Below are 23,808 nucleotides of genomic sequence, written 5' to 3'. Positions count from 1 at the left end.
CCTCCAGCGTTCACTTGATCTTAAGGGCCATGCAGATTTCCGAGATTGTACTTCACGCTGCTGTAACCCACCGTGGAGGACACCACGCACGGCGAGACCGCCGGTGGGCTTCCCTTCCCTGTCTGTGAGGAGTCGGTTGTGCTGCGTCTGCAGGGCGAGATGATCCGCGGAGGAACCAGCAAGTGCTGGATCTTCGACCACCGGGACGTGGCCGCCACCGGCGTGGATGTCGACGCCCTCCTGCTCGCCGCCTTCAACGCCGCCGACCCCCGCCAGATCGACGGCGTGGGCGGCGCCTCCTCCACCACCTCCAAGGCCGCCGTCGTCCAGGCGTCGAGCCGACCCGGGGTGGACGTCGAGTACGCCTTCGCCCAGGTCGGCATCGGCGACGAGCGCGTGGAGTGGGCCAGCAACTGTGGCAACTGCGCCACCGCCGTGGCCCTCTACGCCGTCCACCACGACCTCGTGCCGATCACCTCGGAGACCACCACCGTCCGCATGCTCAACGTCAACACCGGGGCCCGCCTCACCGGCGCCATCCCCACCCCCGCGGGCGTGGCCCCGGAGGAGGGCACGGCCGTGGTGCCGGGTACCTCGGCGCCGGGTGTGCCGGTCCTGCTGGGGTTTCAGGACCCTGCGGGCTCGACGACCGGCCGCGCGCTGCCGACCGGCCGGGCGCTGGACGAGCTGACCGGTCCGGACGGTCACGTCGAGGCGTCCCTGGTGGATGCGGGCGCGCCGGCCGCGCTGTTCGAGGCCAAAGCGTTCGGCCTTGACGGCACGGAATCTCTCACCGCGTTCGCCGCCGCAGTGCCCGTGCTGACCTTGCTGCGCCGCCAGGCAGCACTGGCCATGGGCCTGGCCCATGAGGGCGATCCGGTCAGCCACGCGGTGCCGAAGGTGGGCATCGTCGCCCGGCCTGCTCCCTATCGCACCACACAGGGCACCCTCGTCAACCAGGACGAGTATGACCTGGCCGTACGCATGGTCTCCATGCACGCGCCGCACCCGGCGATCGGCCTGACCTCCGCCGTGGCCCTGGCCACGGCCGCCGCCACCCCCGGCACCCTCGCCCACCGCGTGGCCCGGCAGACCGCCGACGGCACGTTGCGCCTGGGCACTCCCGCCGGCGTGATCACCACCCGAGCCGTCCCCGCCGCGGGTGGCGCGTCCCCCACGGTGCTCCTGCACCGCGCCGCCCGGCGTATCGCCCGAGCCGAACTCCTCGTTCCCGTCCTGGAAGGACGCCCCGCATGAGCCGCAACGACGCCGCCCCGGGTACCGTCACCGCACCACCTGGCCGCATCCGCCGTATGCTGTCCCACCTCTACATCCAGTGCCTGATCGGCGTTCTCCTCGGCGCCGCAGTGGGCTGGCTGTGGCCCTCCGTGGGCGCTGACCTGAAGCCGCTCGGCGATGGCTTCATCGCGTTGGTGAAGATGTTCATCGCGCCGGTCATCTTCTGTACGGTCGTCCACGGCATCGCCTCCATGGGCGACGCCCGGGCGGTCGGCCGCGTGGGCCTGAAAGCTCTGGTCTACTTCGAGGTGCTGACCACGGTCGCCATGGTGATCGGCCTGGTCGTCGTCAACGTCGTCAAGCCGGGCAGCGGGCTGCACGTCGATGTCTCGACCCTGTCCGCCAAGGGCCTGCCGCCGGAGGCGACCGGGGCCCACGAAGGCTTCGCCGAGTTCGTCCTCGCCATCATCCCGGCCACCCTGGTCGGCGCCCTGACCGGCAACGAGATCCTGCCGGTACTGCTGGTGTCGGTGCTGTTCGGCTTCGGGCTGCACGCCAGTGGAGAGGCCGGCCTGGGCATCGCCCGGGGCATCGAGAAGTTCTCCACGGTGCTGTTCACGCTCATCCGGTGGATCATGCGGCTTGCCCCGATCGGCGCGTTCGGGTCGATGGCCTTCACCATCGGCAACTACGGCCTGGGCACTCTGCGCCATCTCGCCCTGCTGGTCGGCTCGTTCTGGCTGACCGCGCTGCTCTTCGTCCTGGTGGTCCTCGGGGGCGTGATGCGTCTGAACGGCCTGCGGCTGCTGCCCTTTCTGCGCTACATCAAGGAAGAGCTGCTGATCGTCCTCGGCACGTCCTCCACCGAATCGGTCCTGCCGCGCATGATGGCCAAGCTCCAGCACGCGGGCGCCTCGAAACCGGTTGTCGGCATCACGCTGCCCGCCGGGTACTCCTTCAACCTCGACGGCACCGCCATCTACCTGACCATGAGTTCGGTCTTCCTCGCCCAGGCCCTCGGCATCGACCTCAGCCTCACCCAGCAGCTGACCATGCTCGCCGTCATGCTGCTCACCTCGAAGGGCGCCGCGGGCGTCACCGGCTCCGGCTTCATCGCCCTGGCCGCCACGCTCAGCGCCGTACCGCACGTCCCGGTCGCCGCCCTCGCGCTGATCTTCGGCATCGACCGGTTCATGTCCGAAGCCCGCGCCCTCACCAGCCTGGTCGGCAACGGCGTCGCCACCCTGGCCGTCGCCCGGTGGGAGGGTGAGCTGGACGAGGATCGGGCCAGGGCCGTCCTGCGCGGAGAGATCTCCTACGCTCCCACCCCCGCTCCCTCCGCGGTGACAGCCGAGCCCGATCCGAAGGAGACACCCGCACCGACCCACGCCCCCGTCCCCGCAGCAAACTGAGAGCGCGTGGGTGGGGCCGGCCCGGAGCAGATCTTCCGGGCCGGCCCCACCCACGTCTCCACAGGACGTCGTACTCGACGCCCGGGCTGATCAGGAACGTCTGACCCTCCGCTACGCCCGGTGGGGCTCGGGCGCAGTGGCACCTGCGGTGCCGACCAGCTCACGGCGCTCCCACCAGGGATTACGGGGCAGCCCTCAGGCGGGAGCCGAATCCCCCCTGCCGGACAGCCGCAGCAGCACTTTGCTGCTCCCGGCGGCCGGGTCGGCGGCGACCGACAGGGCCTCGGCCGCCCGGTCCAGTGGGAAGCGGTGGGTGATCAGCGGTGTGACGTCCACGCCGTCGCGCAGGGCGAGCAGCGCGTCGTCGATCTCCTCCACGAAGCGGTACGACCCCGTCCAGGTGATCTCGCGGGTGACCAGGTCGCCGAGGACGGCGGTGACCGCGCTGCCGGGCAGGTTGCCGACCTGGACGAGGGTGCCGCCGCGGGCGGTGGCCCGCAGTACCGCACCGAGCGCCGCCGGGGCGCCCGACGCCTCGAAGACCACCTCTACGTCCTCCGGCAGCGTCTCGCCGCGCGCGAGGTCGCGGGTCTCGTCGGCTCCCATCGCCCGGGCGACGGCGAGCGCGTCCGCCGACAGGTCGGCGGCGATCACGGTGCCCGCGCCGCGGTGTTTGGCGGCGGCCACCACCAGGGAGCCGATCGGTCCGGCACCGTTGACCAGGACGGTCCGGCCGTGCAGGGAAGGGGCTCGGCCGACGGCGTGCAGGGCCACGGCCAGCGGCTCCGCCAGCGCGCCCCGCTCGGTGTCCACCCCGTCCGGCAGCGGCCGTACCTGGTCGGCGTCGACCGTGCGGTATTCGCTGAACCCGCCGTCGGTGTGGGGGGTGAAGGCTGCCGAGCCGAAGTAGCGGACGTGGGGGTAGAGGTTGGTGCGGCCCGCGATCCGTTGGGGCAGCACGCCGTCGCCGACCGGCCGGGCCGGGTGGACGGTCGCCGGCTGGCCTTCGGCGAGCCCGGTGACGCCGGGGCCGAGCGCGGCGATGTGGCCCGCCACCTCGTGTCCGAGGACCAGCGGATGGCTCAGCGCGGCCGTACCGGACGCGCCGTGCCTCCAGTAGGCGATGTCGGATCCGCAGATGCCGCCCCACTCCAGGGCCAGCAGGACCTCGCCGGGTCCGGGTACCGGCAGCGGCCGTTCGTCCACGCGGACGTCGCCGGGGCCGTGCACCACCAGGGCACGCATGGTGCGCTTGCCGGCGGCTGTGGCTCCGTGTTCCTCGGCGGCGGTGGTCATACGGCGTCCTCCAGGCGGACCAGGTCGCGTCCGCGGGTTTCGGGCGCCAGGTACGCGCCGACGAACGTGATCAGTGAGTAGACGATGAGCATGGCGGCGATGGGCCACCAGCTCCCGGTGACGGCCGTGAGGGTGGCGGCGAGGACGGGGCCTATCGCGGTGGCGAGGATGCCGCCGATCTCCTTGGCGAGGGCGAGCTGGGTGAACCGGGTGCGGGCGCCGAAGAGTTCGGCCATCGTCACGCTCTCCAGCGAGAACAGCCCGAGCACGCCGACGTTGAGGCCGAGCACCATGCCGATCATCACGCCCGGCGTGGTGCCGGAGGTGATCAGCAGCATCACCGGGAAGGCGAGGACCATGGTCAGCGCCGAGACGACCAGGTAGAGCACGCGGCGGCCGACGCGGTCGCCGAGCAGGCCGATGAACGGCACGGTGGCGAATCCCACGAGCGAGCCGTACACGATCGCGTCCGTGGGTACGGACCGGTCGACCGCGAGATTGGTGGCGATGTAGCCGACGAGGAAGGTCTGGATCAGTCCGGAGTTGCCGGCCTGGCCGAAGCGGAGCGCCAGGGCGAGGAAGAACGCCTTGCCCTTGCGCTGCCGCACGCCGGCTGCCAGTACGCTGCCCTGCTGCTCAGCGGAGTCGGTGATGACCGACTCCACCTCCTCGCGGTCCAGCGCCACACCGTCCACGACGTCGGCGCGTTCCTCGAAGACGGGGCTCTCCTTCAGGCCGCGACGCAGCCAGACGGCGAACAGCATCATGGCGAAGCTGAGCAGGAACGGCAGCCGCCAGCCCCAGGACAGGAGTTGGTCCTCGCTGAGCACGGCGAGCAGGACGGCCCACAAGCCGGAGGCGGCGAGGGTTCCGGAGTTGGTGCCGAGCGACACCAGCGAAGAGATCAGGCCCCGGCGCTTGGCGGGCGCGTACTCGGCGAGGAGCACCGTCGCGCCGGCGATCTCGGCGCCCGCGCCGAACCCCTGGGCCAGCCGCAGCGCGACCAGCAGGATCGGTGCCATGATGCCGATCGTGCCGTAGGTGGGCAGGACGCCGATCAGGGTGGTCGAGGCGCCCATCAGGAGCACGGTGATGTAGAGGACCTTCTTGCGGCCGAGCCTGTCGCCCATGCGCCCGAAGTACACCGCGCCGCCGAGCCGGGCGACATAGCCGACGCCGTAGGTGGCCATCGCGGCGATCAGCCCGATCGCGGGGCTCACGTCGGGGAAGAAGAGCTTGTTGAAGACGATGGCGGCGGCCAGCGAGTAGAGCTGGAAGTCCATGAATTCCATGGCCGTGCCCAGCCAGCCCGAGACGGCGGCTCTGGCCAGATCGCCCGTGGTGCGCTTCGCGGGACGCGTTTGCTCCGCGGCGACGGCGCTGTCCTTCATCGTGAACTCCGTTGTTCGGGGACGGAACGGGTGGGTGCAGGGGGGTGCATGGGGGCGGGAAGGTGGAGTGTTGCGGGAGGGGTCAGATCTCGACGCGGCCCGCGCGCAGGGCGGGCAACCGGTCGGCGACGGCCGCGGTGAGAGCCGTGTCGTCGGCGAGATCCGCGGCGCCGACGGTGCGCAGCAGCGCGCTCACCGTCCCGGCCGCGGGGTCGCCCGCGTTCCAGCAGGAGGCGAGGGCCTCGGTCGCGGGGTCCGACCGGTCATGGACACCGGGCCGGGTGCCGTGCGCCCAAGCGGCGAGGGCGAGGGCCAGGACCGGCGTGTGCGTGCCGCTCGCGCGCAGCTCGCGCAGGGCGGGCAGCCAGCGCTCGGTGATCTTCAGGGAAGCGTCGGAGTCGATCTGCCGCAGCGTGTGGTGCATCGTGGGGTTGCGGAAGCGGACGACGAGTTCACCGGCGTACGCCGCGGGGTCGGGTCCTCCGGCCGGCAGGGTGGGCGCGACCTCGGCGCACAGTGCGCGGACGAGCCGTTCGCCCCAATCCGTCGCCATGGCGTCGGCGACGGTGGCGTGTCCAGTGGCGAGGCCCAGGTGGGCCAGGGCCGAGTGGGAGCCGTTGAGCAGCCGCAACTTGGTGAGCTGGTACGGGCCGACGTCCGGCACGAAGAGGGCGCCGTCATGCTCCCAGGGCGGCCGGGCCGCGGCGAAGGAATCCTCCAGGACCCAACTGCGGTAGGGCTCACTGGCGACGGTCAGGCTGTCGTCGAGGCCCAGCGCGGTGCGGGCGGCCGACCGGTCGTCGTCGCTGGTCGCGGGCACGATCCGGTCGACGACGGTCGAGGGGAAGGTCACCGCCTCGTCCATCCGTGCCAGCACGGTCTCCCGGTCCGGCCAGGTCGAGGCGTCGACGAAGTCGCGCACGACGCGGGCCAGTACGGTGCCGTTGCCCGCCATGTTGTCGCAGGAGACGACGGCGACGGGGGCCGCGCCCGACCGCATCCGGAGGGCCAGACCCGAAGCGAGGCGTCCCACCACGGTGGTGAGCGGCGCGCCGGGCGGGGCGGCCAGGTCCGCGGCGACGGGCGCCGCCGCCGTGTCCAGACCGCCCGTCGCGACAGACCGGTGGTAACCCTTCTCGGTCACCGTGAGGGTCACCACGCTCACCTCGGGATCGGCGAGCAGCGCGTCGACGGCCGCGGCGTCAGCGCCCATCGCCAGGGCGCCGACCACGGACCCGACGACCTGGCAGGCGTGGCCGTCGGGGCGGCGCTCGACGACCGAGTACAGACAGTCCTGTTCCCGCAGGGCGCGCACGGTGGCGGTCGAGCGGGGCGCGACGGCCGTGATGCCCCAGGGCTCGCCCGAGACGGCGGCGGCGTTCTGCGTGTAGAGGGCCTGATGGGCCCGGTGGAAGGCGCCGAGCCCGAAGTGCACGACGCGTGGGCGCAGTCCGGCCGGGTCGACGGCGGGCAGGAGGCCGGGCGCCAGTCGCGACAGCGCGCGGCGGTCCAGGCGGGGAAGGGCGGGTGCGGTGCTCACCAGTCGTGCACCGAACCGTCGAGACGGCGCGCCACAGGGAGATAGCGGCGTTGGTAAGGGAAGCGCTCGGCGGCCCTGTCGTCGTACTCCACGCCGAGGCCGGGCTCGTCGGAGGGGTTGAGGTACCCGTCGGCGAAGGTGACGCCGGAGCGGAACACCTCGAAGGTCTCCTCCGCGTGGCCCATGTACTCCTGGATGCCGAAATTCGGCACGGTGACGTCGAGGTGCACGGCGGCGGCCATGCTGACGGGTGAGAGATCGGTGGCGCCGTGCGAGCCGGTGCGGATGTGGTACAGCGCCGCCAGGTCGAAGATCCGCCGCAGGTGGGTGATGCCGCCCGCGTGTGCGACGGTGGTGCGTACGTAGTCGATGAGCTGCCCGGTGATGAGGTGCTGCACGTCCCAGATGGAGTTCATCACCTCGCCGACCGCGATCGGTGTGGTGGTGTGTTCGCGGATGAGCCGGAACGCCTCCTGGTTCTCCGCAGGGGTCGGGTCCTCCATCCAGAACAGCCGGCAGTCCTCGACGCTCCGCCCGAAGCGGGCGGCCTCCATCGGCGTCAGCCGGTGGTGCACGTCGTGCAGCAGGTGGAAGCCGAACCCGAACCGCTCCCGGACCGCCTCCAGGTATCCCGGCGCGAAGCCGAGGTAGGCGTCGGTGTCCCAGGGTTGCTCCTCGGGCAGGTCGGTCGCGGCCGGCTCGTAGATCTTGCCCTTGCGCACCCCGTAGGTGCCACCGACGTCGGGAACCGCGGCCTGTGCCCGCACCGCCCGGTAGCCCAGTTCCAGGTGGCGTTCGACATCGTCGAGGAGGGAGGGCACGTCGGTGCCGCTCGCGTGCGAGTAGACCAGCACGCCGTCGCGGGATCGGCCGCCGAGGAGCTGGTACACGGGCAGGCCCGCGACTTTGCCCTTGATGTCCCACAGCGCGGTGTCCACGGCCGAGACCGCGGTCATCGTCACCGGGCCGCGGCGCCAGTAGGCGCCCTTGTAGAGGTACTGCCACATGTCCTCGATGCGGGCGGGGTCGCGGCCGATGAGCAGAGGGGCCACGTGGTCCCGGAGGTAACTGGCGACGGCCAGCTCCCTCCCGTTGAGCGTGGCGTCCCCGAGTCCGGTGACTCCGTCGCTGGTGGTGATGCGCAGCGTGACGAACGTGCGACCGGGAGAGGAGACGAGCACCTCGGCCCGCGCGATCTTGCTCACTTACGGCTCCATCCTGTCGTGCAGTACTTGTATACAAGCATCTGTCGCACAGAGGAGCAAGACCCTTCGTCCGGTACGTAGGATGTGCGCATGGCTCAATCGAACGGGCGGCGGACCAGTCGGCGCGACATCTACCTCAAGCTGCGCCAGATGGTCCTGACCCTGGAACTCGCCCCGGGCGCCGCCCTGTCGGAGAACGAACTGGCCGCCTCACTGGGCGTCAGCCGCACCCCCGTGCGGGAGAGCCTGATCCTCCTCGCCCAGGAGGGATTGGTGCAGGTCTTCCCGAAGATCGGGTCGTTCGTCTCGCGCGTCGACGCTGCCCAGGTCGCCGACGCGCAGTTCCTGCGCGAAGCGGTGGAACTCGCCTCCCTGGAGGACCTTCCCGAACAGCTCGACACCGAGACGGTCGAGGAGCTGCGGAACAACCTGGAGTGCCAGCGGCGCACCGGTCTCGACCGCGAGGAGTTCTTCGTCCTGGACGAGGCCTTCCACCACGATCTGATGCGGCTGAGCGGTCACGGCAACGCCTGGGCCACCGTCGCCGCCGCCAAGGGCCACCTCGACCGGGCCCGTCGGCTCGGCCTGCACGGCCATGAGTCCCCCACCGTCTTCGCCGACCAGCATCACGAGATCTTCGCCGCGATCACCGCGGGCGACATCCCCGGGGCCCGCAGTCGCATGCGCGATCACCTTCGCGCCGTCTTCGACGACATCGAGCGCATCCGCAGCCGCTCCCCGGAGCTCTTCGCCTCCGGCCCTGCGACAGTGCCCGTACGGCGCAGCGTGGTCGTGTGGGAGTGAGGCCCAGCCGGCCGACCTTCACCGCGTCGCATGGAGACGCACCCTCATGACGGCTCCGGCCGTACCCGCGGACCCTCGGCAGCGGCCGTTGCCTTGTCGAGGGAGGCGGCGAAGAAGCTCATCGCCATCAAGCTCCGTCATGGAACGCCGCTGGTCGCCTGCGGAGCGGCCGTGAGCGCGTCCCACTCCGGGGCGGGCGGAACGCTGGTTCGTCTTCCGGGGGGTTCCCCTGTGTGTCAGGGGGCGGGTGGGGTGGTGCGGAGCGAGAGGAGTCGTGTGACGGCGGCGGCGGTGGCGGCCAGGTGTGCCGCGAGGCCGGTGGGGTCGAGCTGGTCGGCTCGGTGGCGGGGGACGGTGGCGGTGATGGAGCCGGCGATTCCGTGGTCGGTGAAGTAGGGGACGGCGATGCCGTAGGCGTCGGGGATGCGTTCGCGGTCGCCGGTGGCCCAGCCCCGGGCGCGGATGCCGAGCAGGTCGGTGGCGATGCGCGGGCGGTCGAGGGGGGTGTGGTCGGTGTAGGGGACGAGTTCGAGGTCGTCGAGGGTGCGGTCGGGCAGGAAGGCGAGGATGGCCTTGCCCGCGGCGCCGGCGGTGAGGGGGACGTCGGCGTCGGTGGAGAGGCTGTAGTGGATGGGCTTGCTGCCGGGGACGACGGTGGTCATCCGGGCGGTGCCGGTGGTCTGGTCGTATTCGGTCAGCGCGATGGTTTCGCCGGTCTCCTGGGCCAGGGCGTGCAGGGCCGGGGCCACGAGGGCGCCGGTGGACTCCAGGGGGCCGAGGATGGCCGCCCATCGCATGAGGAGGGGGCCGGCGAGGGCGTGTTCCTCGCGGAGGACGGCCAGGCCGCTGGTCAGGGCGGTGTCGAGGAGCCGGGCGGTGGTGGCGGGGTTGCCGTGCAGGACGCGCGCGAGGGCGCGGCCGCCGGTGGGCAGGGGAGCGGCCGTGCACAGGGCGGTGATCAGGTTTTCGACGCGTGCCGCGGCGGAGCCGCCGCTGTCGTCGGCTGCGGGGGACGGCGGGGTGTGTCCCTGGGGGAGGGGCGGGTGCTCGCGGGGCGTCAGGCGGCTCGCCCGGTCGGCGGCTTCGCGGACAAGGGGGGCGAGGCGGGCGATGTCCTCCGGGTCGGTCTCGTGGCGCAGGCGGGTGGCGGACAGGGCGCCTGTGAGGCCGGCTGCGTGCAGCGGGGCGGCGACACCGGCGGCGAGGGCGATGTGCTGACCGACGCTGACGGTGACGCCCTGGGCGCGGCCCTGTTCGAGGAGGTCCTTGAGCTCGGCGGGGTCGGTCACGGTCTCATCGGTGTGGGCGGTGAGGTCGAGCCGGGCGAGGACGTCCGGGGGGAGTTCGGCGAGGATGGCGCGGCCCGCGGCGCCGGCGTGGAGGGGGAGCGGGCGGCCGGGGTCGAGACGGTACCGGACGGGACCGTCCGGTACGGCGGTGAGAGCGACGAAGGCGTCGGCGCGGGCGGGGTCGTAGAGGGACAGCAGGATGGTGGCGTCGCAAGCCGCCGCCAGGTCCTGTGCGAGGGGCCGGGCCTGGCCGAGGAGCGGATGGCTGCGGTGGAGGCGGTCCACCAGGACGCGCAGGCGGGGGCCTGAGGTGTAGGTGGCGTGCGCGGTCTGCGTCGCGAGGTCGCGTTCGGTGAGTGCCTGGAGCACGCGATGGACGGTGCTGCGGCTCAGGCCGGTGTCCTCGGCGAGTTCGCGCACGCCCCAGGGCTGGTCGGTGGGCCGGCGGACGAGCGCGTCGAGGGTGGCGAGGATGCGGTCGTTGACGGCCGGACCGGCGCTCATGACCGGCACCGTTTGCGGCCGGTGCCGCGTTCCGGGGTCCGCGAGGCCCGTTGCAGCCGCTCCACTTCGACGCCCCCTGTCGTGTTCCGCCTGATCGGCCAACTCTACGCGGCACCGGCCGCCAGGATCGCCGGTGCGCCGCCGTCGGCGGGTGCGTGTGAACGCCGTGTTGCCCTGGTGTTTCGCGTCATCCCGGTTGAAGGGTTGACACCAGGCGGATCCCGACCAGACACTCACCGAACAGTTTACAGGACGCCGTCCCAGTTTTTGCACAGCGAGGTGCGAGATGTCAGTCCCCACGGACACTGCAGAGGTGACCCCCGTCGCCGACGAACGGCGCCGCAAGGCGAAGAAGGCCACCGCCGTGGCCGCCTTCGGCACCTTCATCGAGTACTACGACTTCAGCGTCTACGGCTACGTCGCCGCGACGCTCGCGATCGTCTTCTTCCCCAGTGACAACCCGACCGTCGGCCTCCTCAACACGTTTCTGGTCTTCGGCTCGGCCTTCGCCGTCCGCCCCCTCGGAGCCCTCTTCTTCGGCCGCCTCGGCGACCGCGTCGGCCGCCGCGTCAGCCTCATCGCCAGCATCGGCCTCATGAGCCTGGCCGCCGCCCTCACCGGCCTGCTCCCCGGCTACGCCTCCATCGGCGTCGCCGCCCCGTTCCTGCTCATCGTCCTGCGCATGCTCCAGGGCTTCTCCAGTGGCGGCGAGATCGGCGGCGCCGCCAGCTACATCCGCGAGTGGGCCCCGAAGGAACGCCGCTCGCTGTACATCTCCTTCATCCCCGGCGTCGCCGTGTTCGGCAAGGCCTGCGCCGCGGGCATGGCAGCCCTCGCCGCGACCTTCGTCCCCGAAGGCGCCATGGAGTCCTGGGGCTGGCGCATCCCGTTCCTCCTCGCCGTCCCCCTCGGCCTGCTCTGCCTCTACCTGCGCCTGAAGATCGAGGACACCCCCGAGTTCCGCAGCGCCGAGCCCGCCGACCGCTCCGACCGCAAGCCGCTCAAGGAGCTCATGGCCGACTACCGCGGCCCGCTCGGCAAGGTCATGGCCATCTCCACCGTCCAGAACGTCGGCACGTACGTCGGCACCGTGTTCGTCGCCTCCTACCTGAGCACCGTGCTGCACTTCAGCGAAGGCGAAGCCGCCACCATCGTCCTGCTCGCCGTCCTGGCCGCCGCCGTCTTCATCCCCCTGTGCGGCCAGCTCGGCACCCGACTCGGCGGCAAGCACGTCCTGGTCGTCTCCTACACCGCCTACATCGCGATCACCATCCCGTCCTTCTGGCTCATGGGACGCGGATCGGTCGGCCTGGCCATCGCCGGCCTGCTCCTCGGCATGATCCCCTACGCCCTCTGCCAAGCCGGCACCTACGCCGTCATGCCCGAGTTCTTCCCCGTCCAGGTCCGCAACACCGGTGTCGCCTTCGGCCACAGCGTCGGCGCCGTCATCGGCGGCGGCGCGGGCCCCTACCTCTCCACCTGGCTCATCGACACCACCGGCAGCACCCTCGTGCCCGCCTACATTCTCGTCTTCTTCGGCCTGTTCGGACTCGCGGTCGCCTTCGGCCTCATGCGTCCCAGCACCTCCGACGACCACCTCTACGCCTGATCCCCGACGGCCGCCCCGCGCACGAACGGACCCCACACGTGACGTCTCTCTACGTCTCGGACGCCATCCACCCCCACGTCCTCGCCCAGCTCCGCGAACTCGGCGACGTCCACCTCGGCTACGGCCCCCACGCCACCCCCTACACCGCCGTCCAGCACCAGGTCGACGCCGTCATGCTGCGCGCCGAGCAGTTCACCGCCGACAAGATCCAGGCCTCTCCACAGCTGAAGATCATCGCCCGGCACGGCGTGGGCACCGACAACGTCGACCTCGCCGCCGCCACCCGCGCCGGCGTCTGGGTCACCGTCACCCCCGGCAGCAACGCCCGCTCCGTCGCCGAACACGTCTTCGCCCTCGCCCTCGCCCTGGCCCGCCGCATCCCCGCCGCGGCCGCCGGCACCGCGGCCGGTCAGTGGGGCGCGATCAAGCCCCACCTGACCGGCTTCGAGCTCCACGGCCGCACCCTGGGCCTGTTCGGCTTCGGCCGCATCGCCTCGCTGACCGCCGGCATCGCCCGCGCCTTCGGCATGACCGTCCTCGTCAGCGACCCCTACGTCGCCCCCGAGTTCGTCCGCCAGCACGGCGCCGAACTCGTCCCCTTCGACGACCTCATCGCCCGCGCGGACATCCTCAGCCTCCACGCGCCCCTCACCACCGCCACCAAGCGGATCATCGACGCCGCCGCCATCGCCCGCATGCGCCCCGGCACCGTCCTCATCAACACCGCCCGCGGCGCCCTCGTCGACGAGACGGCCGTTCTCCTCGCCCTGGAATCCGGGCACCTCGGCGGCGCGGCCCTCGACGTCATCGAGGGCGAGTCGACCGACATGCAGGACCCCCTGCCGCACAGCCGTGAGATCGCCGCCCGCAACGGCCACCTCGACAACCTCATCGTGACTCCGCACGTCGCCGGACAGACCACCCAGTCCCTGCTCGCCGCCGGCACCCAGGCCCTGCAGTGCATCCGCCAGGTCCTCGGCGGCACCACGCCGCAGCACGCCGTCAACCACCCCGCCGCAACGGCCTGACCCCGCCCGGCCTCTCCCCACTCCTCTCCCACCGCAAGGACTCTCCGTTGTTCATCAACGCCTCCACCGACAACATCGAGATCGCCCCCGAGTGGCCGCGCGCCGACCTCGACGACGTGAAGAAGCTCGCCCGGTACCCGGTCGCCCTGATCGGCGATGTCCAGGCCCGCATGGGGATCATGGCCTCGCCCATCCGCCCCGTCACCCCCGCACCCCGCCTCGCCGGCACCGTCCTGCCCATCCACGCCCGCGAAGGCGACAACCTCGCCATCCACCGCGCCCTCGACGACGCCCGCCCCGGCGACGTCCTCGTCATCAACGCCAACGCCGAGACCAACCGCGCCGTCTTCGGCGACATCCTCGGCGAGATGTGCCTCGCCAAGGGCGTCACCGGCATCGTCGTCGACGGCGCCGTCCGCGACATCGACGAACTCGCCGGCCAGGGCCTGGCCGTCTACGCCCGCGGCGTCTCGCCCGCCGGCCCCTGGAAGAACGGCCCCGGACGCATCGGCTACCCCGTCGCCTGCGGCAACATCGTCTGCAACCCCGGCGACGCCATCATCGGCGACAACGACGGCATCGCCGTCATCCCCGCCCACGCCCTGGCCGCCACCATCGAACGCACCGCGGCCCAGGAACGCACCGAGCAGAAGATGCGCGACGCCATCCACGCCACCACCTGACACCGGCGCCGCGGCGGCCCGGCACCTCCCGCCTCCGGCACCCCAGGGGGCGTCAGCCGCCGCACAGGGCCGACGGTCACCACTCCACACCACGCGCTCCACCTCTACCGCACCGAGCACGGGATCACGGGTTCGCGGATGTCCCGCGCTCGCACCGGAGCGGACTCGGCGGCGCTCGGCGAACCAGGCAGCACCGGGCGGAGCACGGCCGAACGCGGTGCCGGAGGGACCACCCGCTCGTCCCTCCGGCACCGCGCGTCCGGCGTGTCGTCAGCGCCAGGTCTGGTTGCGGTTGTAGGTGCAGGCCATCATGCGCAGGCCGTACTCGCTGTCGTCGAGGCAGAGACCGGTGGCCTGGTTCTCGAAGCTCACCTGGTCGCCCCGCGCGTGCACCCACCAGCTCTGCTGCTTGGACGAGTCGCAGGCCCGGGTCTCCGGCTTGGCCCCGGCGCCGACACCGCCGTACATGCAGCGGCCGGTGAAGACGTTCCGGAACTGGCGGGTGCCGTCCTCCTGCCAGACCCGCACGCTCCAGTTCTGGTAGTCGCTGTTGTTGCACTGGAAGCCCCGGAAGCCGTACTCGCTGTCGTCGAGGCAGCCACCGGTCGCCATGTTGCCGTAGTGCTCGACCGCCGCCGAGACGGTGCCCGCCGGGACGGCCCGGCTCCCGTCACGTGCCGGAGCGTCGGCGCCGGCGACACCGGCCACGGCCGTGCTCAGACAGGCAGCGGAGGCGAAGACGACGATCGCCCGGCGCAGCCGCCGTCCGGATGTCGGGTCCTGCACGTTCATGATGTTCCCTTTCCTGTCGTGCGCTCGACGCCCGTACCTCGCGGTTTACGGGTACTCGCAGTACACGGGGCTGGTGTCGGTCTCGACGGGCACGTTGGGCACCGGTCCGTCGTTGGACCCGCCGCTGACGTACACGGCGCTCACCCAGCCCAGCCTGTGACCGGGCGTGATGATCTCGACCCAGTAGTGGTTGTAGTAGGGGCCGTCGGAGACGCGCTCACTCCAACGCTGGCAGAACGCCTGCACGGTGACGTTGGTGAGCCGCTCCTGAGTGGCCAGGTCGCAGCTGGTGCTCTGACACTCCCGTACGCGGACCTGACTGGCCCAGATGTGGACGGGCCTCGTCGTGACGTCGGCCTGCGCGGGGGCCGACATCAGACCCAGCACGGCCGTCAGGCCGAGCAGGGTGGCGCACAGCGCCCGCCAGGAGAACCGGCGGGTCATGGACTTCGAGGACACAGCGGGTGCCCCTCTCGGTGTCGGTGGAGGATGGTGACTGACGCGTCGTGCGGGAGACGGCGCCCACGGGCCCTTCGTATGAGCGTCCACGCCGCCGTTCTCCGGTGTCAGTGGCAGTCGGAATCGGTGGACAGGCCGGGCACTGGCTGGTCGTTGTCGCCGCCGCGCACGTACACCGCGCTGATCCAGCCGATCGGACCGCCGGCGTTCACCTGCACCCACCAGTTGTTGCGGTAGGGGCCGTCCACCACCTCGCTGCTCTGCCGCTGGCAGTACGCCGTCACCCACCGCTTGCCGATCTGCGCGTACTTGATCGGCGGGCAGTCCGCGGAGACCCCCGCGCACGCCCGTACGTTCACACCGGTCGCCCACACGTACAACTGGGCGTCCGTCGTGGTCGCCTGTGCCGGTGTGGGGAGCAGCAGGGGGAGTGCTACGGCCGCTGCGACGGCACCGGCCGGGGCCGCGTGCCGCAGCGAACGCGCCGCGGTGCGCAGGATGTTCGTCATGGTCGTCTCCTCGCTCGGTGACTTGTCGTCATGGGGCGGACGGGGCGCGCTCTCGTCCCGTATGAGCGCCGCCGCGCGTACGCGCTCGGAGGTGTACCTGCCCGGCGTCGGCGCGGTGGCCGGGCGCGTCCGGGGACACGCCACGCGAACCAGCCAGTACTCGTCGGCGCCGGAATCGAGAGGGAAGCGTTTCTGCCCGTGCTTCGCCCGGGTCCCTCACTGGCGCACGGGTCGAAACCGGCCAATTGCCCGGAATCTACGACCTCCTCGCCCCGGCCTGCCGATATCGTTGTCCGGACATGTCCGCGGACCCATGCTTGCCGGGGGACGATGATCGAAGTGCGCCTGCTGGGGCCCGTCGAGGTGTGGGAGGACGGGGCCCGGAATCTGCCGCTGGGCGGATCGAGACCCGTGGCACTGCTGTCCGCGCTCGTCGTGCATCTGGGTGAAGTCCTGTCCACCGCACGGTGGTGGACCTCGTCTGGGAGGAGCGCCCCCCAGCGACCGCGGCCGCGCTGGTCGCCTCGCACGTCGCCGCCGCCCGCCGTGCCCTGGCACCAGCCGGTGCCGCCTCCGTGATCCGCACCCGTGCCCCCGGCTACGTCGCCGACCTCACCCCCGACCAGGTCGACGCCCGCCGGTTCGAGCGACTGCTGTCGGCCGGCCGCCATGCCGCGGACGCGGGACGCGGGGCGGAGGCTTCCGACCTGCTCACCGAGGCCCTCGCCCTGTGGCGCGGCCAGGATGCCCTGGAAGGCGTCGCCCAGTCCTTCGCCCGGATCGAGGCGGCCCGGCTGAAGGAACTGCGGCTCGTCGCACAGGAGCAACTCTTCGCACTGCGGCTGAAGACGGGGCACGACGGCGAGGTCGTCGCGCCGCTGCTCGCCCATGTCGCCGCCCACCCGTTGCGGGAGCGGCCGCGCGCCCAGCTGATGACCGCCCTGCTCCGGATCGGCCGGGCCCCCGACGCGCTGCGGGTCTACCAGGAGGGCCGCGACATACTCCGCGCCGATCTCGGCCTCGATCCGGGGCCTGAACTGCGCGCCGTGCACCAGGCCGTACTGCGCAACGACCCCGCGCTCGCCGCCGGACACCCCGGGGCGGCGGAAGCGCCCACGCCCGCGGGGTCCGGCGGTGCGCACCGCACATCAGATGGTGCGTCCAGCCGTACGCCGGGCCGGGTGCCAGGTCAGGTGCCCCGCCGGGTGCCGGGCCGCCTGCCCACCGGCCGCCCCCTGGCTCCCCTGTCCACCGGCCTGGACTCCCCGGCGGCCCCCACCCCCTCGACGGATCCGGCAGCCCCGCCGGGCCCCGCGGAATCCGACGCGTCCACGGCAGATGACCGGACGACGACCCGCCCCCGCCCGCCCTCCCATCTCCCGCCGGACGTCGCCGACTTCGTCGGCCGCACCCATCAGGTCGCCTGGGTCACGGACCTCCTGGACCAGGCCCGTGACCCCGGCAGGACCGCCCCGCCCGTGGCGGTCATCTCCGGCCGCCCCGGGATGGGCAAGACCGCGCTCGCCGTCCACGCCGCCCACCGCGCGGCACACCTCTTCCCCGACGGCCGCCTCTTCCTCGATCTGCGCGCCTCCGACACCACCCCGCTGACCACCGCCGACGCCCTGGCCAGGCTGCTGCGGGCGCTCGGTGCCGACCCCGAGACCGTCTCCGCAACCGACGACCTGCTAGGTCTCTACCGCACCCAACTCGCGGGCCGCCGCATTCTGTTGATCCTGGACAACGCCCCCAACGAGGCCGGACTGCGCCCCCTGGTGCCACCCGGACCCGGATCGGCCGTGCTGATCACCAGCAGGCGCCGCCTGACCGCGCTGGAGGGTGCGGTCCGCCTCGACCTGTCCGTGCCCGACCCCGCCGAGGCACGGCACCTGCTGACCACGGTCGCGGGGCGCACAAGCACACGCCCCGCTCCTGACGACCTCGCCGAGATCGTCACCCTGTGCGGTCAGCTCCCGCTCGCCCTGCGGATCGCGGGCGCCCGGCTCGCCGCGCGGCCGCACTGGAGTCCTGGCCGGCTCGCCGAACGGCTCCTCGACGAGCGCCGCCGCCTCAACGAACTCAGCGTCGGCGACCTGGAGGTGCGCACCAGCCTCGAACTGGGCTACGCGGAGCTGGACCCGCCCGAACGCCGGGCGCTGCGCCGCCTCGCCCTGATGGACCTGCCCGACTTCGCCGCCTGGATCGCCGCGCCGCTCCTCGACATCGGCACCGAGGAGGCCGAGGAAGCCGTCGAACGGCTCGTCGATTGCCACCTCATCGAAGTGCTCGGCATCGACGGCACCGGCGAGAACCGGTACCGCATCCACGACCTCGTCAGGGAGCACGCCCGCGAGCGCTGCCTCGCCGAGGAGAGCGCCGCCGAACGCGACGACGCGGTGAAGCGCTTGGTCGCCTGCTGGCTGACGCTCTCCGACCGCGCGGCCGCCCAGGGACCCGGCGGTGCTTCCTGGCTGCTGCCGCAGCCCGACCCCGAGTGCCGCCTCGGTCCCGAGGTCCAGGACCGGCTGTTGTCCCGGCCCGCCGCCTGGTTCGCCGCCGAACAGAACTGCCTGGTCTCGGCCGTCCACCACTGCGCCGCGCGGGGTATGACCCGGGCCGCGCGCGCACTGGCGGGCGCCCTGATAGCGAGTTCCGCCGCCCTGTACAACCAGTTCGACGTCTGCGCGCAGACCCACACCGTCGCCCTGGACGCGGTGCGCCGCGAGGGGGACGGGGAGGGCGAGGCGTGGCTCATGGTCGGGCTCGGCCAGCTCCGTTACGAACAGGACAGGTTCGAGGAGGCGTACGCCTGCCTGGAGCGGGCGCGGCGCCTCTTCGACGAGCAAATGCAGACGACCTGCGAAGCGGATGAGGAGGGTGACGCGGGTGACACGCGGGGACCGGAGGCCGACGCCGTGCGCGACGCGCTGCGGGGCAGCGCCACCGCCCTCGTCGGCATCGGCACCATCCGCCGCGAACAGGCCCGGTTCGGCGAAGCGTCCGAAGCGCTCGACGCCGCTCTGGAGCGGTTCGCCACGCTCGGCGACGACGCGGGCCTGGCCCGCACCCTGTACGGCATCGGCTACGTCCACCGCGAGCACGGGCGCGGCGACCAGGCCACGGAGGCGCTGAACCGGTCCCTCCAACTGTTCCGGCGGGTCGGTGACCGGCAGGGCGAGGCGCTCACCCTGCGCTCGATCGCCTTGTGCGACCGGGCGCGCGGCGCGCTGTCCGAGGCCACCGGCGTGCTCGCGGAGGCGCTGCGCATCTTCACCTCTCTCGGTGACTCGTTCGGCCTCATGTACACCGAACAGGCTTTGGCCAAAGTGGAGGTGCGGCGAGGTCTGCTGGACCGGGCGGCCGAGCGGCTGGGCCGCTGCCTGGAAGTGGCCCGGGAGCGACAGGACCGCTTCGGCCAGGCGCTGGTGCTGCGCACCCGGGGGGAGTGGCACCTCGCCGCAGGAGACCCGGATGGTGCGGAAGCCCCGCTGCGGGAGGCGCTCGCCCTCTGGGAAGGGCTCGCCCTGCCGCTCTGGCGCGCCCGCACGCTGCGCGACCTGGCCGAGGTGCACGCGGCGCTCGGCGACCACCCGGCCGCCGAGGAGGCCCGCCGCCAGGCGCACGCGGCCTTCCGCGCACTCGGCAGCAGGGAAGCGTGGGAGGAACGCGGCTGAACAGCGCCGAGCCGGTCCGCCCTGGTCAGCGACGGTCCCACCGCGCCCACCGGGTCCACCGTGCCGCTTGCAGAGCGTCTGCAGAGGTTTTGCAGAGGCGCCCGGGACCATCGCTGGGTGACCGACATCATCACTCTCTCCGACCCGCGCGTGGCCGCCGTCCCGCTGGACGACTGCGACGAGCCGCTCGTCGACATCCGGGACGTACCGGAGCTGCTGCTCGACGGCCGGCAGGCCGACGACCTCGGCGCCTACGCCCGGACCCGGTCCGGTGTCCTCGACAGGCTTCTGCGGGCACAGCGCGCGCTCCCCTCGGGGACGCGGTTCCTCGTGGTCGAGGGGTACCGGCCGCCAGAACTCCAACGCTTCTACTTCGAGGGGTACTCGGCGGACCTGCGGGCCGCGCAGCCCGAGGCGTCCCCGGCCCGGATCCGGGAGCTGGCCAGCGCCTACATCTCGCCGCCCGAGGTCGCCCCGCACGTCAGCGGCGGCGCGATCGACCTGACCCTGTGCACCGAGGAGGGCACAGAACTGGCCCTGGGCACCGAGGTGAACGCGACCCCGGAGGAGAGCGCCAACGCGTGCCGCACGGACGCGCCGAACATAGACGCCACCGCCCGTGCCCACCGCGAGGTCATGCGGCGCGCGCTGACGTCCGCCGGATTCGTCAACTACCCCACGGAGTGGTGGCACTGGTCCTACGGGGACCGGTACTGGGCGCTGCTGTCCGGGCAGCGGGCCGCCCGCTACGGCCCCGTGGAACTGCCGGACGGGACACAGCACCCCGCCGCACCGGCCTGAGCCGACCGACCTCACCCGACCGACCCGACCCGACCGACCCGACCGCCCCCCGAGCCGACCCGACCGACCTCACCCGACCGACCCGACCTGACCGACCCGACCGACCCGACCTGACCGACCCGAGCCGACCCGACCAGTCGGCCCGCACCAGTCGGCCCGCACAGAGGGGCGGCCCACGACCGTCCCGCCCGTACCGAGTCCGTCCGCACGACCGGCCGGAGCAGCAGGCCCCGGCCGGACACAGCAGCAGCCCGTACCCACCTGACCAGTGGAACCGCGGGCCCATGGGGGAACATCCGATGAGCTTCACCGAGCCCTGCGACACCGTCCTCGACCGTCCGCTCGACGGCATGAACTCGGCCGAGTTCGACGCCGTCTTCACCGAGGTCATGCCCCGGCTGCGCCGACGGCTGCTGACCCTGACCGGAAATCCGCACGACGCCGACGACCTGCTCCAGGAGACCTACATGCGGCTCTCGCGCCGGGCCAGGGGGCGCACCCTGGCCTCCCAGCAGCATCCGTACGCCTACGCCTCGGCGACCGCGCTCAACCTGCTGCGGGACTCCTGGCAGCGGCCGTCCCGCCGGGAGACGACCACCGACCGGCTGCCCGAGCCCGGCTGGGACGGGGGAGTCGAGCGCTGCGAGGCGCGGTGCGCGGCGCTGGCCCTGCTCGCCCTGCTGTCGCCGAAGGAGGCCGCCGCGGTGATCCTGGTTGACCTGGAGGGGCTGAGCCACGACGCGGCGGGAGAGCGGCTGGGGGCGCACCGGGGGACCGTGCAGCGCAACCGGATGCGCGGCCTCGCCAAGATGCGGGCCGCGCTGGCCGACTCCCCATCCTGCTGACACGACGTCCGGAAACCGAGGGGGCGGGGCACCCGGCCCCGCCCCCTCGGCCCGTCCGCCGTCTCAGCACTTCGCGTCGGTCGGCAGCCCCGCGTACTCGTTCCCCTTCAGATAGACCGCGCTGGCCCATCCCTCGGTGAAGCCGATCCACACGTCATTGGTGTACCCGTGGTCCCGGACGGTCTCGCCGTGCGTCCAGCACAGGGCGTCCGTACGGGTCTCCCCGGCCCGGATCTGGTCGAAGGCGCGGGACGAAGTGTTGGGCTTGCTGCGGATGTTGACGGTCTCGTACGCCGTGACACTGTAAGGGCCGTACGAGCGGGCGCTCTTCGCGGCGGTGACCGGCGTACGGGCCCCGTCGCCCGCCGCGCTCGTGCCGGGGCAGTCGGGTACGTCGGGCAGCCGGTTGTCCGGGTAGGCGACGTAGTAACTGGCGATCCACCCCGTCGTAGTGCCGTTGATCATCAGCCAGTACGGGTTTCCGCCCACGGTCTGGCCGCGGCCCTGGCAGTAGACGTAGAACTCCTGGCTCGGCTGGAGGCGGGTGCGCACGTCGGGGCAGTTGGCGACGGACGGGTGGCGGCCGCAGGTGTTGGGGTCGGCCTCGCTGACCCGGACGTTCACGTCGGTGGCCCAGGTGTGGTAATACCGGCCGGCCTGGACGGCGGGGGCCGCCGTCTGGGCTCCGGCGCTCGGTGCGGTGGACAGCAGGACGGCCGCGGTGGTGACGGCGAGGGCGGCGGGTGCGGCGAGGGCACGGCGGAAGGACGGGCGAGGCACGGTGGTCTCCTGACGTGGAGGGCGGGACATGGAGGAGGTCAGACGCAGCTGTCGGGGCCCGGAACACCGGGGATGGGCTGGTTGTTGTCGCCACCGCGCACATACACGGCGCTGATCCAGCCGACCTGGCCGTGCGCGGCGACCTCGACCCAGTAGGTGTTCTCGTAGGGTCCGTCGACGACCCGGTCGCCGATGGCCTGGCAGTAGACGGTGGCGTACTCGCGGCCCAGCCGGACACCGGTGGGGCGGCAGGCGGTGGACAGCCGCGGGCACGGGCGGAGGTTCACCCCGGTCGCCCAGACGTACACCTCGTTGCCGGAAGGTGCGGCGGGGGCGGCCGGTGCGGTGGGCGTCGCGGCGGCGGGACCGGCGAGCAGGGTGCCGGCCAGCGCGACCGCGACGGGAGCGCAGGCGGCCAGCCGCCGGCGCAGGACGAAACGGGATCGGGCCGGGACGCCCGGCGGCGGTCCGGAAAAGGTCATGGGGTGTCCCTCGGTCGGCGGGCAGGGGGCCGCCCGCCGGAGGGGCGCGGTCGGCCGGCGCCGCGCTCGGCGGCTCATCGGGGGGGACGGCGACCGGGCAGAGCGGGTATGAGCGCCCCCGCCCGGCATGGAGTGTGATGTACATCACTTTGGCTGAGGCATATCGGCACGCGCCCGGCGCGGTCCTCGCAACGACAGAACGTCAACGGAGGATGTGCACCGTGAACCCCACCATCAGGACGCGCCAGGTCGCCGCCCGCTCGCTGGCGGCCGTCGCCGCCCTCGCCCTCTCCGCCGCCCTGCCCGCGACGGCGCACGCGGTGTCGGCCGCCCCCGCGTCCGCGCAGGCCGCCTGCGACGTGCTCGCCCCGGGCGCCTCGGCCACCGCCGAGGCCGCAGTCCGCGCCGCGTGCACCCAGATCGGCGTCTGGTACAGCTGGGGCGGTGGCCACGGCCCCACCCCGGGCGCGACCTACGGCTACTACGACGGCTCCGACCCCGACAGCCTCCACGACAACGAGCGCAAGGGCTTCGACTGCTCCGGCCTGGCCCGCTACGCCTACGCCCGCGCGACCGGCGGCGACCCGCTCAACGGCACCGCCAACGACCAGTTCCACACCTCGCACGCGACGGCCAGGTTCTCCGCGGCACAGGGCACGGCACCCCTCCTCCCCGGCGACCTGATGTTCTGGGGCAGCGGCCACATCCACCACGTCGCCATCTACCTCGGCGCCGGACAGATGGTGGAGGCGTACGAGTCGGGCACCCACATCCGGGTGGCGCCGGTGCGCACCGGCGGCGACTACGCGGGCGCCGTCCGCATGAACGGCTCCGGCTCGGTGCCGCCCCCGCCGGCCAACGGCGGTACTACTTTCGAGACCTGGGGCACCCAGGTGCGCACCCACTCGACGCCCAGCGTCAAGGCGTCCGTCGTGGACACCTTCCCCGGCCCCACCCAGGTGTCGGTGATGTGCCAGCAGCACGCCGAGAAGGTGACCGCCGACGGCTACACCAACGACATCTGGTCCAAGCTGTCGAACGGCTCCTGGCTGACGAACATCTACATCAAGGGCCCGGCATCCCTGCCCGGCATCCCGGACTGCGGCGGCACCTCCACCCCGCCGCCCAGCGGAGGCAGCAAGCCCTTCCAGACCTGGGGCACCGGAGTGCGCACCCACTCCGAGGCCAACGTGAACGCCGCCGTCGTGGACTACTTCCCGCAGCCCACCACCGTCAACGTGACCTGCCAGGCCCACGCCCAGACGGTGACCGCCGACGGCTACACCAACGACGCCTGGTCCCGGCTCACCGATGGCTCGTGGATGACCAACATCTACATCAAGGGCCCGGAGTGGCTGCCCGGAGTGCCCACCTGCTGAGCCCGGCCACATCCGGCGGGACCGGGACGCCCCGCGCACACCGGCCCCGCCGCGATGTCGTTCCGTACGGCCGGCGAGTGCCCGCCC

20 protein-coding genes are annotated in these 23,808 nt (G+C 72.4%); 10 read left to right on the top strand and 10 right to left on the bottom strand.

All coding sequences use genetic code 11. The features are described from left to right. Window positions 1-138: 138 nt before the first annotated feature. The gene (locus tag IF99_RS0114740; RefSeq protein ID WP_030996927.1) at window positions 139-1,257 is read left to right on the top strand and encodes a PrpF domain-containing protein; all 1,119 of its coding nucleotides are present in this window, start codon (window positions 139-141) and stop codon (window positions 1,255-1,257) included. Beyond that, window positions 1,254-2,651 (top strand): dicarboxylate/amino acid:cation symporter, encoded by a 1,398-nt coding sequence (locus IF99_RS0114735; protein WP_030996926.1) that lies wholly within the window; start codon window positions 1,254-1,256, stop codon window positions 2,649-2,651. The genes IF99_RS0114740 and IF99_RS0114735 overlap by 4 nt, the downstream gene beginning before the upstream one ends. Window positions 2,652-2,846: 195 nt before the next feature. On the opposite strand, the gene IF99_RS0114730 is transcribed toward IF99_RS0114735, so the two are convergent. From IF99_RS0114730 to manD, 4 genes are all read right to left on the bottom strand, one after another. Further along, window positions 2,847-3,947, bottom strand: a complete 1,101-nt coding sequence (locus IF99_RS0114730) for an L-idonate 5-dehydrogenase (RefSeq protein ID WP_234340706.1) — start codon at window positions 3,945-3,947, stop codon at window positions 2,847-2,849. After that, the gene (locus tag IF99_RS0114725; protein WP_030996924.1) at window positions 3,944-5,338 is read right to left on the bottom strand and encodes an MFS transporter; all 1,395 of its coding nucleotides are present in this window, start codon (window positions 5,336-5,338) and stop codon (window positions 3,944-3,946) included. The genes IF99_RS0114730 and IF99_RS0114725 overlap by 4 nt, the downstream gene beginning before the upstream one ends. 82 nt (window positions 5,339-5,420) lie before the next feature. Beyond that, a complete protein-coding gene (locus IF99_RS0114720) occupies window positions 5,421-6,878 on the bottom strand; it encodes a mannitol dehydrogenase family protein (RefSeq protein ID WP_078655097.1) in 1,458 nt (485 codons plus the stop codon). Beyond that, the gene (gene manD, locus IF99_RS0114715) at window positions 6,875-8,083 is read right to left on the bottom strand and encodes a D-mannonate dehydratase ManD (RefSeq protein WP_030996923.1); all 1,209 of its coding nucleotides are present in this window, start codon (window positions 8,081-8,083) and stop codon (window positions 6,875-6,877) included. The genes IF99_RS0114720 and manD overlap by 4 nt, the downstream gene beginning before the upstream one ends. A gap of 90 nt (window positions 8,084-8,173) precedes the next feature. Here manD and IF99_RS0114710 point away from each other — a divergent pair, with 90 nt between their 5' ends. After that, the gene (locus tag IF99_RS0114710) at window positions 8,174-8,887 is read left to right on the top strand and encodes a GntR family transcriptional regulator (RefSeq protein WP_030996922.1); all 714 of its coding nucleotides are present in this window, start codon (window positions 8,174-8,176) and stop codon (window positions 8,885-8,887) included. Between the two features lie 236 nt (window positions 8,888-9,123). Here IF99_RS0114710 and IF99_RS33965 read toward each other — a convergent pair whose 3' ends face one another. Then, window positions 9,124-10,680 (bottom strand): IclR family transcriptional regulator domain-containing protein, encoded by a 1,557-nt coding sequence (locus tag IF99_RS33965; RefSeq protein ID WP_030996921.1) that lies wholly within the window; start codon window positions 10,678-10,680, stop codon window positions 9,124-9,126. 286 nt (window positions 10,681-10,966) lie between these two features. Between IF99_RS33965 and IF99_RS0114700 the strand changes: the two genes are divergently transcribed. Genes IF99_RS0114700 through IF99_RS0114690 form a run of 3 tightly spaced genes read left to right on the top strand, consistent with a single transcriptional unit; the run spans window position 10,967 to window position 14,000 of the window. Further along, window positions 10,967-12,289: an MFS transporter gene (locus IF99_RS0114700; RefSeq protein WP_030996920.1), complete on the top strand. Its 1,323-nt coding sequence runs from the start codon at window positions 10,967-10,969 to the stop codon at window positions 12,287-12,289. Window positions 12,290-12,327: 38 nt separating this feature from the next. Further along, window positions 12,328-13,317, top strand: coding sequence for a hydroxyacid dehydrogenase (locus tag IF99_RS0114695; protein ID WP_030996919.1), 990 nt, complete (start codon window positions 12,328-12,330; stop codon window positions 13,315-13,317). Window positions 13,318-13,364: 47 nt separating this feature from the next. Continuing rightward, window positions 13,365-14,000 carry an RraA family protein gene (locus tag IF99_RS0114690; RefSeq protein WP_030996918.1) on the top strand — a complete coding sequence of 212 codons (636 nt, stop codon included), beginning with the start codon at window positions 13,365-13,367 and terminating at the stop codon, window positions 13,998-14,000. A 270-nt stretch (window positions 14,001-14,270) separates the two neighbouring features. Here the strand turns inward: IF99_RS0114690 and IF99_RS31630 are convergent, their stop codons facing one another. The 3 genes from IF99_RS31630 to IF99_RS0114675 form a co-directional block, all read right to left on the bottom strand. Then, on the bottom strand, window positions 14,271-14,792 hold the full coding sequence (locus IF99_RS31630; protein WP_051703504.1) for an RICIN domain-containing protein: 522 nt from the start codon (window positions 14,790-14,792) through the stop codon (window positions 14,271-14,273). A 45-nt stretch (window positions 14,793-14,837) separates the two neighbouring features. After that, complete coding sequence (locus IF99_RS0114680; protein ID WP_030996916.1) at window positions 14,838-15,251, bottom strand: hypothetical protein; 414 nt, start codon at window positions 15,249-15,251, stop codon at window positions 14,838-14,840. Window positions 15,252-15,358: 107 nt separating this feature from the next. After that, entirely contained in the window at window positions 15,359-15,760 is a 402-nt protein-coding gene (locus tag IF99_RS0114675) for a hypothetical protein (RefSeq protein WP_030996915.1), read from the bottom strand. 470 nt (window positions 15,761-16,230) lie between these two features. Between IF99_RS0114675 and IF99_RS30805 the strand changes: the two genes are divergently transcribed. The 3 genes from IF99_RS30805 to IF99_RS0114660 all read left to right on the top strand — a co-directional run bounded on the left by IF99_RS30805 (window position 16,231) and on the right by IF99_RS0114660 (window position 21,080). Then, entirely contained in the window at window positions 16,231-19,434 is a 3,204-nt protein-coding gene (locus tag IF99_RS30805) for an AfsR/SARP family transcriptional regulator (protein WP_037826964.1), read from the top strand. A gap of 117 nt (window positions 19,435-19,551) precedes the next feature. Continuing rightward, complete coding sequence (locus tag IF99_RS0114665) at window positions 19,552-20,235, top strand: M15 family metallopeptidase (RefSeq protein WP_030996913.1); 684 nt, start codon at window positions 19,552-19,554, stop codon at window positions 20,233-20,235. Window positions 20,236-20,534: 299 nt separating this feature from the next. Beyond that, window positions 20,535-21,080, top strand: coding sequence for an RNA polymerase sigma factor (locus IF99_RS0114660; RefSeq protein WP_030996912.1), 546 nt, complete (start codon window positions 20,535-20,537; stop codon window positions 21,078-21,080). A 63-nt stretch (window positions 21,081-21,143) separates the two neighbouring features. Here IF99_RS0114660 and IF99_RS31625 read toward each other — a convergent pair whose 3' ends face one another. Continuing rightward, the gene (locus IF99_RS31625) at window positions 21,144-21,860 is read right to left on the bottom strand and encodes an SH3 domain-containing protein (RefSeq protein ID WP_051703503.1); all 717 of its coding nucleotides are present in this window, start codon (window positions 21,858-21,860) and stop codon (window positions 21,144-21,146) included. A 38-nt stretch (window positions 21,861-21,898) separates the two neighbouring features. Then, window positions 21,899-22,342 (bottom strand): hypothetical protein, encoded by a 444-nt coding sequence (locus IF99_RS0114645; protein WP_030996911.1) that lies wholly within the window; start codon window positions 22,340-22,342, stop codon window positions 21,899-21,901. Window positions 22,343-22,554: 212 nt separating this feature from the next. Between IF99_RS0114645 and IF99_RS0114640 the strand changes: the two genes are divergently transcribed. Continuing rightward, window positions 22,555-23,721, top strand: a complete 1,167-nt coding sequence (locus IF99_RS0114640) for a C40 family peptidase (RefSeq protein ID WP_030996910.1) — start codon at window positions 22,555-22,557, stop codon at window positions 23,719-23,721. Window positions 23,722-23,808 lie beyond the last annotated feature (87 nt).

This window comes from Streptomyces sp. NRRL F-5630 (genome assembly GCF_000719475.1).
Taxonomy (GTDB): Bacteria; Actinomycetota; Actinomycetes; order Streptomycetales; family Streptomycetaceae; genus Streptomyces.
This window is presented reverse-complemented; position numbering and strand designations above follow the sequence as displayed.

Excerpts from the sequence above, each read along its gene's own strand:
- IF99_RS0114735 (WP_030996926.1), top strand. The coding sequence starts at position 1,254 with ATGAGCCGCAACGACGCCGCCCCGGGTACCGTCACCGCACCACCTGGC.
- IF99_RS0114730 (WP_234340706.1), bottom strand. The coding sequence starts at position 3,947 with ATGACCACCGCCGCCGAGGAACACGGAGCCACAGCCGCCGGCAAGCGC.
- IF99_RS0114710 (WP_030996922.1), top strand. The coding sequence starts at position 8,174 with ATGGCTCAATCGAACGGGCGGCGGACCAGTCGGCGCGACATCTACCTC.
- IF99_RS0114660 (WP_030996912.1), top strand. The coding sequence starts at position 20,535 with ATGAGCTTCACCGAGCCCTGCGACACCGTCCTCGACCGTCCGCTCGAC.
- IF99_RS0114700 (WP_030996920.1), top strand. The coding sequence starts at position 10,967 with ATGTCAGTCCCCACGGACACTGCAGAGGTGACCCCCGTCGCCGACGAA.
- IF99_RS0114675 (WP_030996915.1), bottom strand. The coding sequence starts at position 15,760 with ATGACGAACATCCTGCGCACCGCGGCGCGTTCGCTGCGGCACGCGGCC.
- IF99_RS0114725 (WP_030996924.1), bottom strand. The coding sequence starts at position 5,338 with ATGAAGGACAGCGCCGTCGCCGCGGAGCAAACGCGTCCCGCGAAGCGC.
- IF99_RS0114640 (WP_030996910.1), top strand. The coding sequence starts at position 22,555 with ATGTGCACCGTGAACCCCACCATCAGGACGCGCCAGGTCGCCGCCCGC.
- IF99_RS33965 (WP_030996921.1), bottom strand. The coding sequence starts at position 10,680 with ATGAGCGCCGGTCCGGCCGTCAACGACCGCATCCTCGCCACCCTCGAC.
- IF99_RS0114645 (WP_030996911.1), bottom strand. The coding sequence starts at position 22,342 with ATGACCTTTTCCGGACCGCCGCCGGGCGTCCCGGCCCGATCCCGTTTC.
- IF99_RS31630 (WP_051703504.1), bottom strand. The coding sequence starts at position 14,792 with ATGAACGTGCAGGACCCGACATCCGGACGGCGGCTGCGCCGGGCGATC.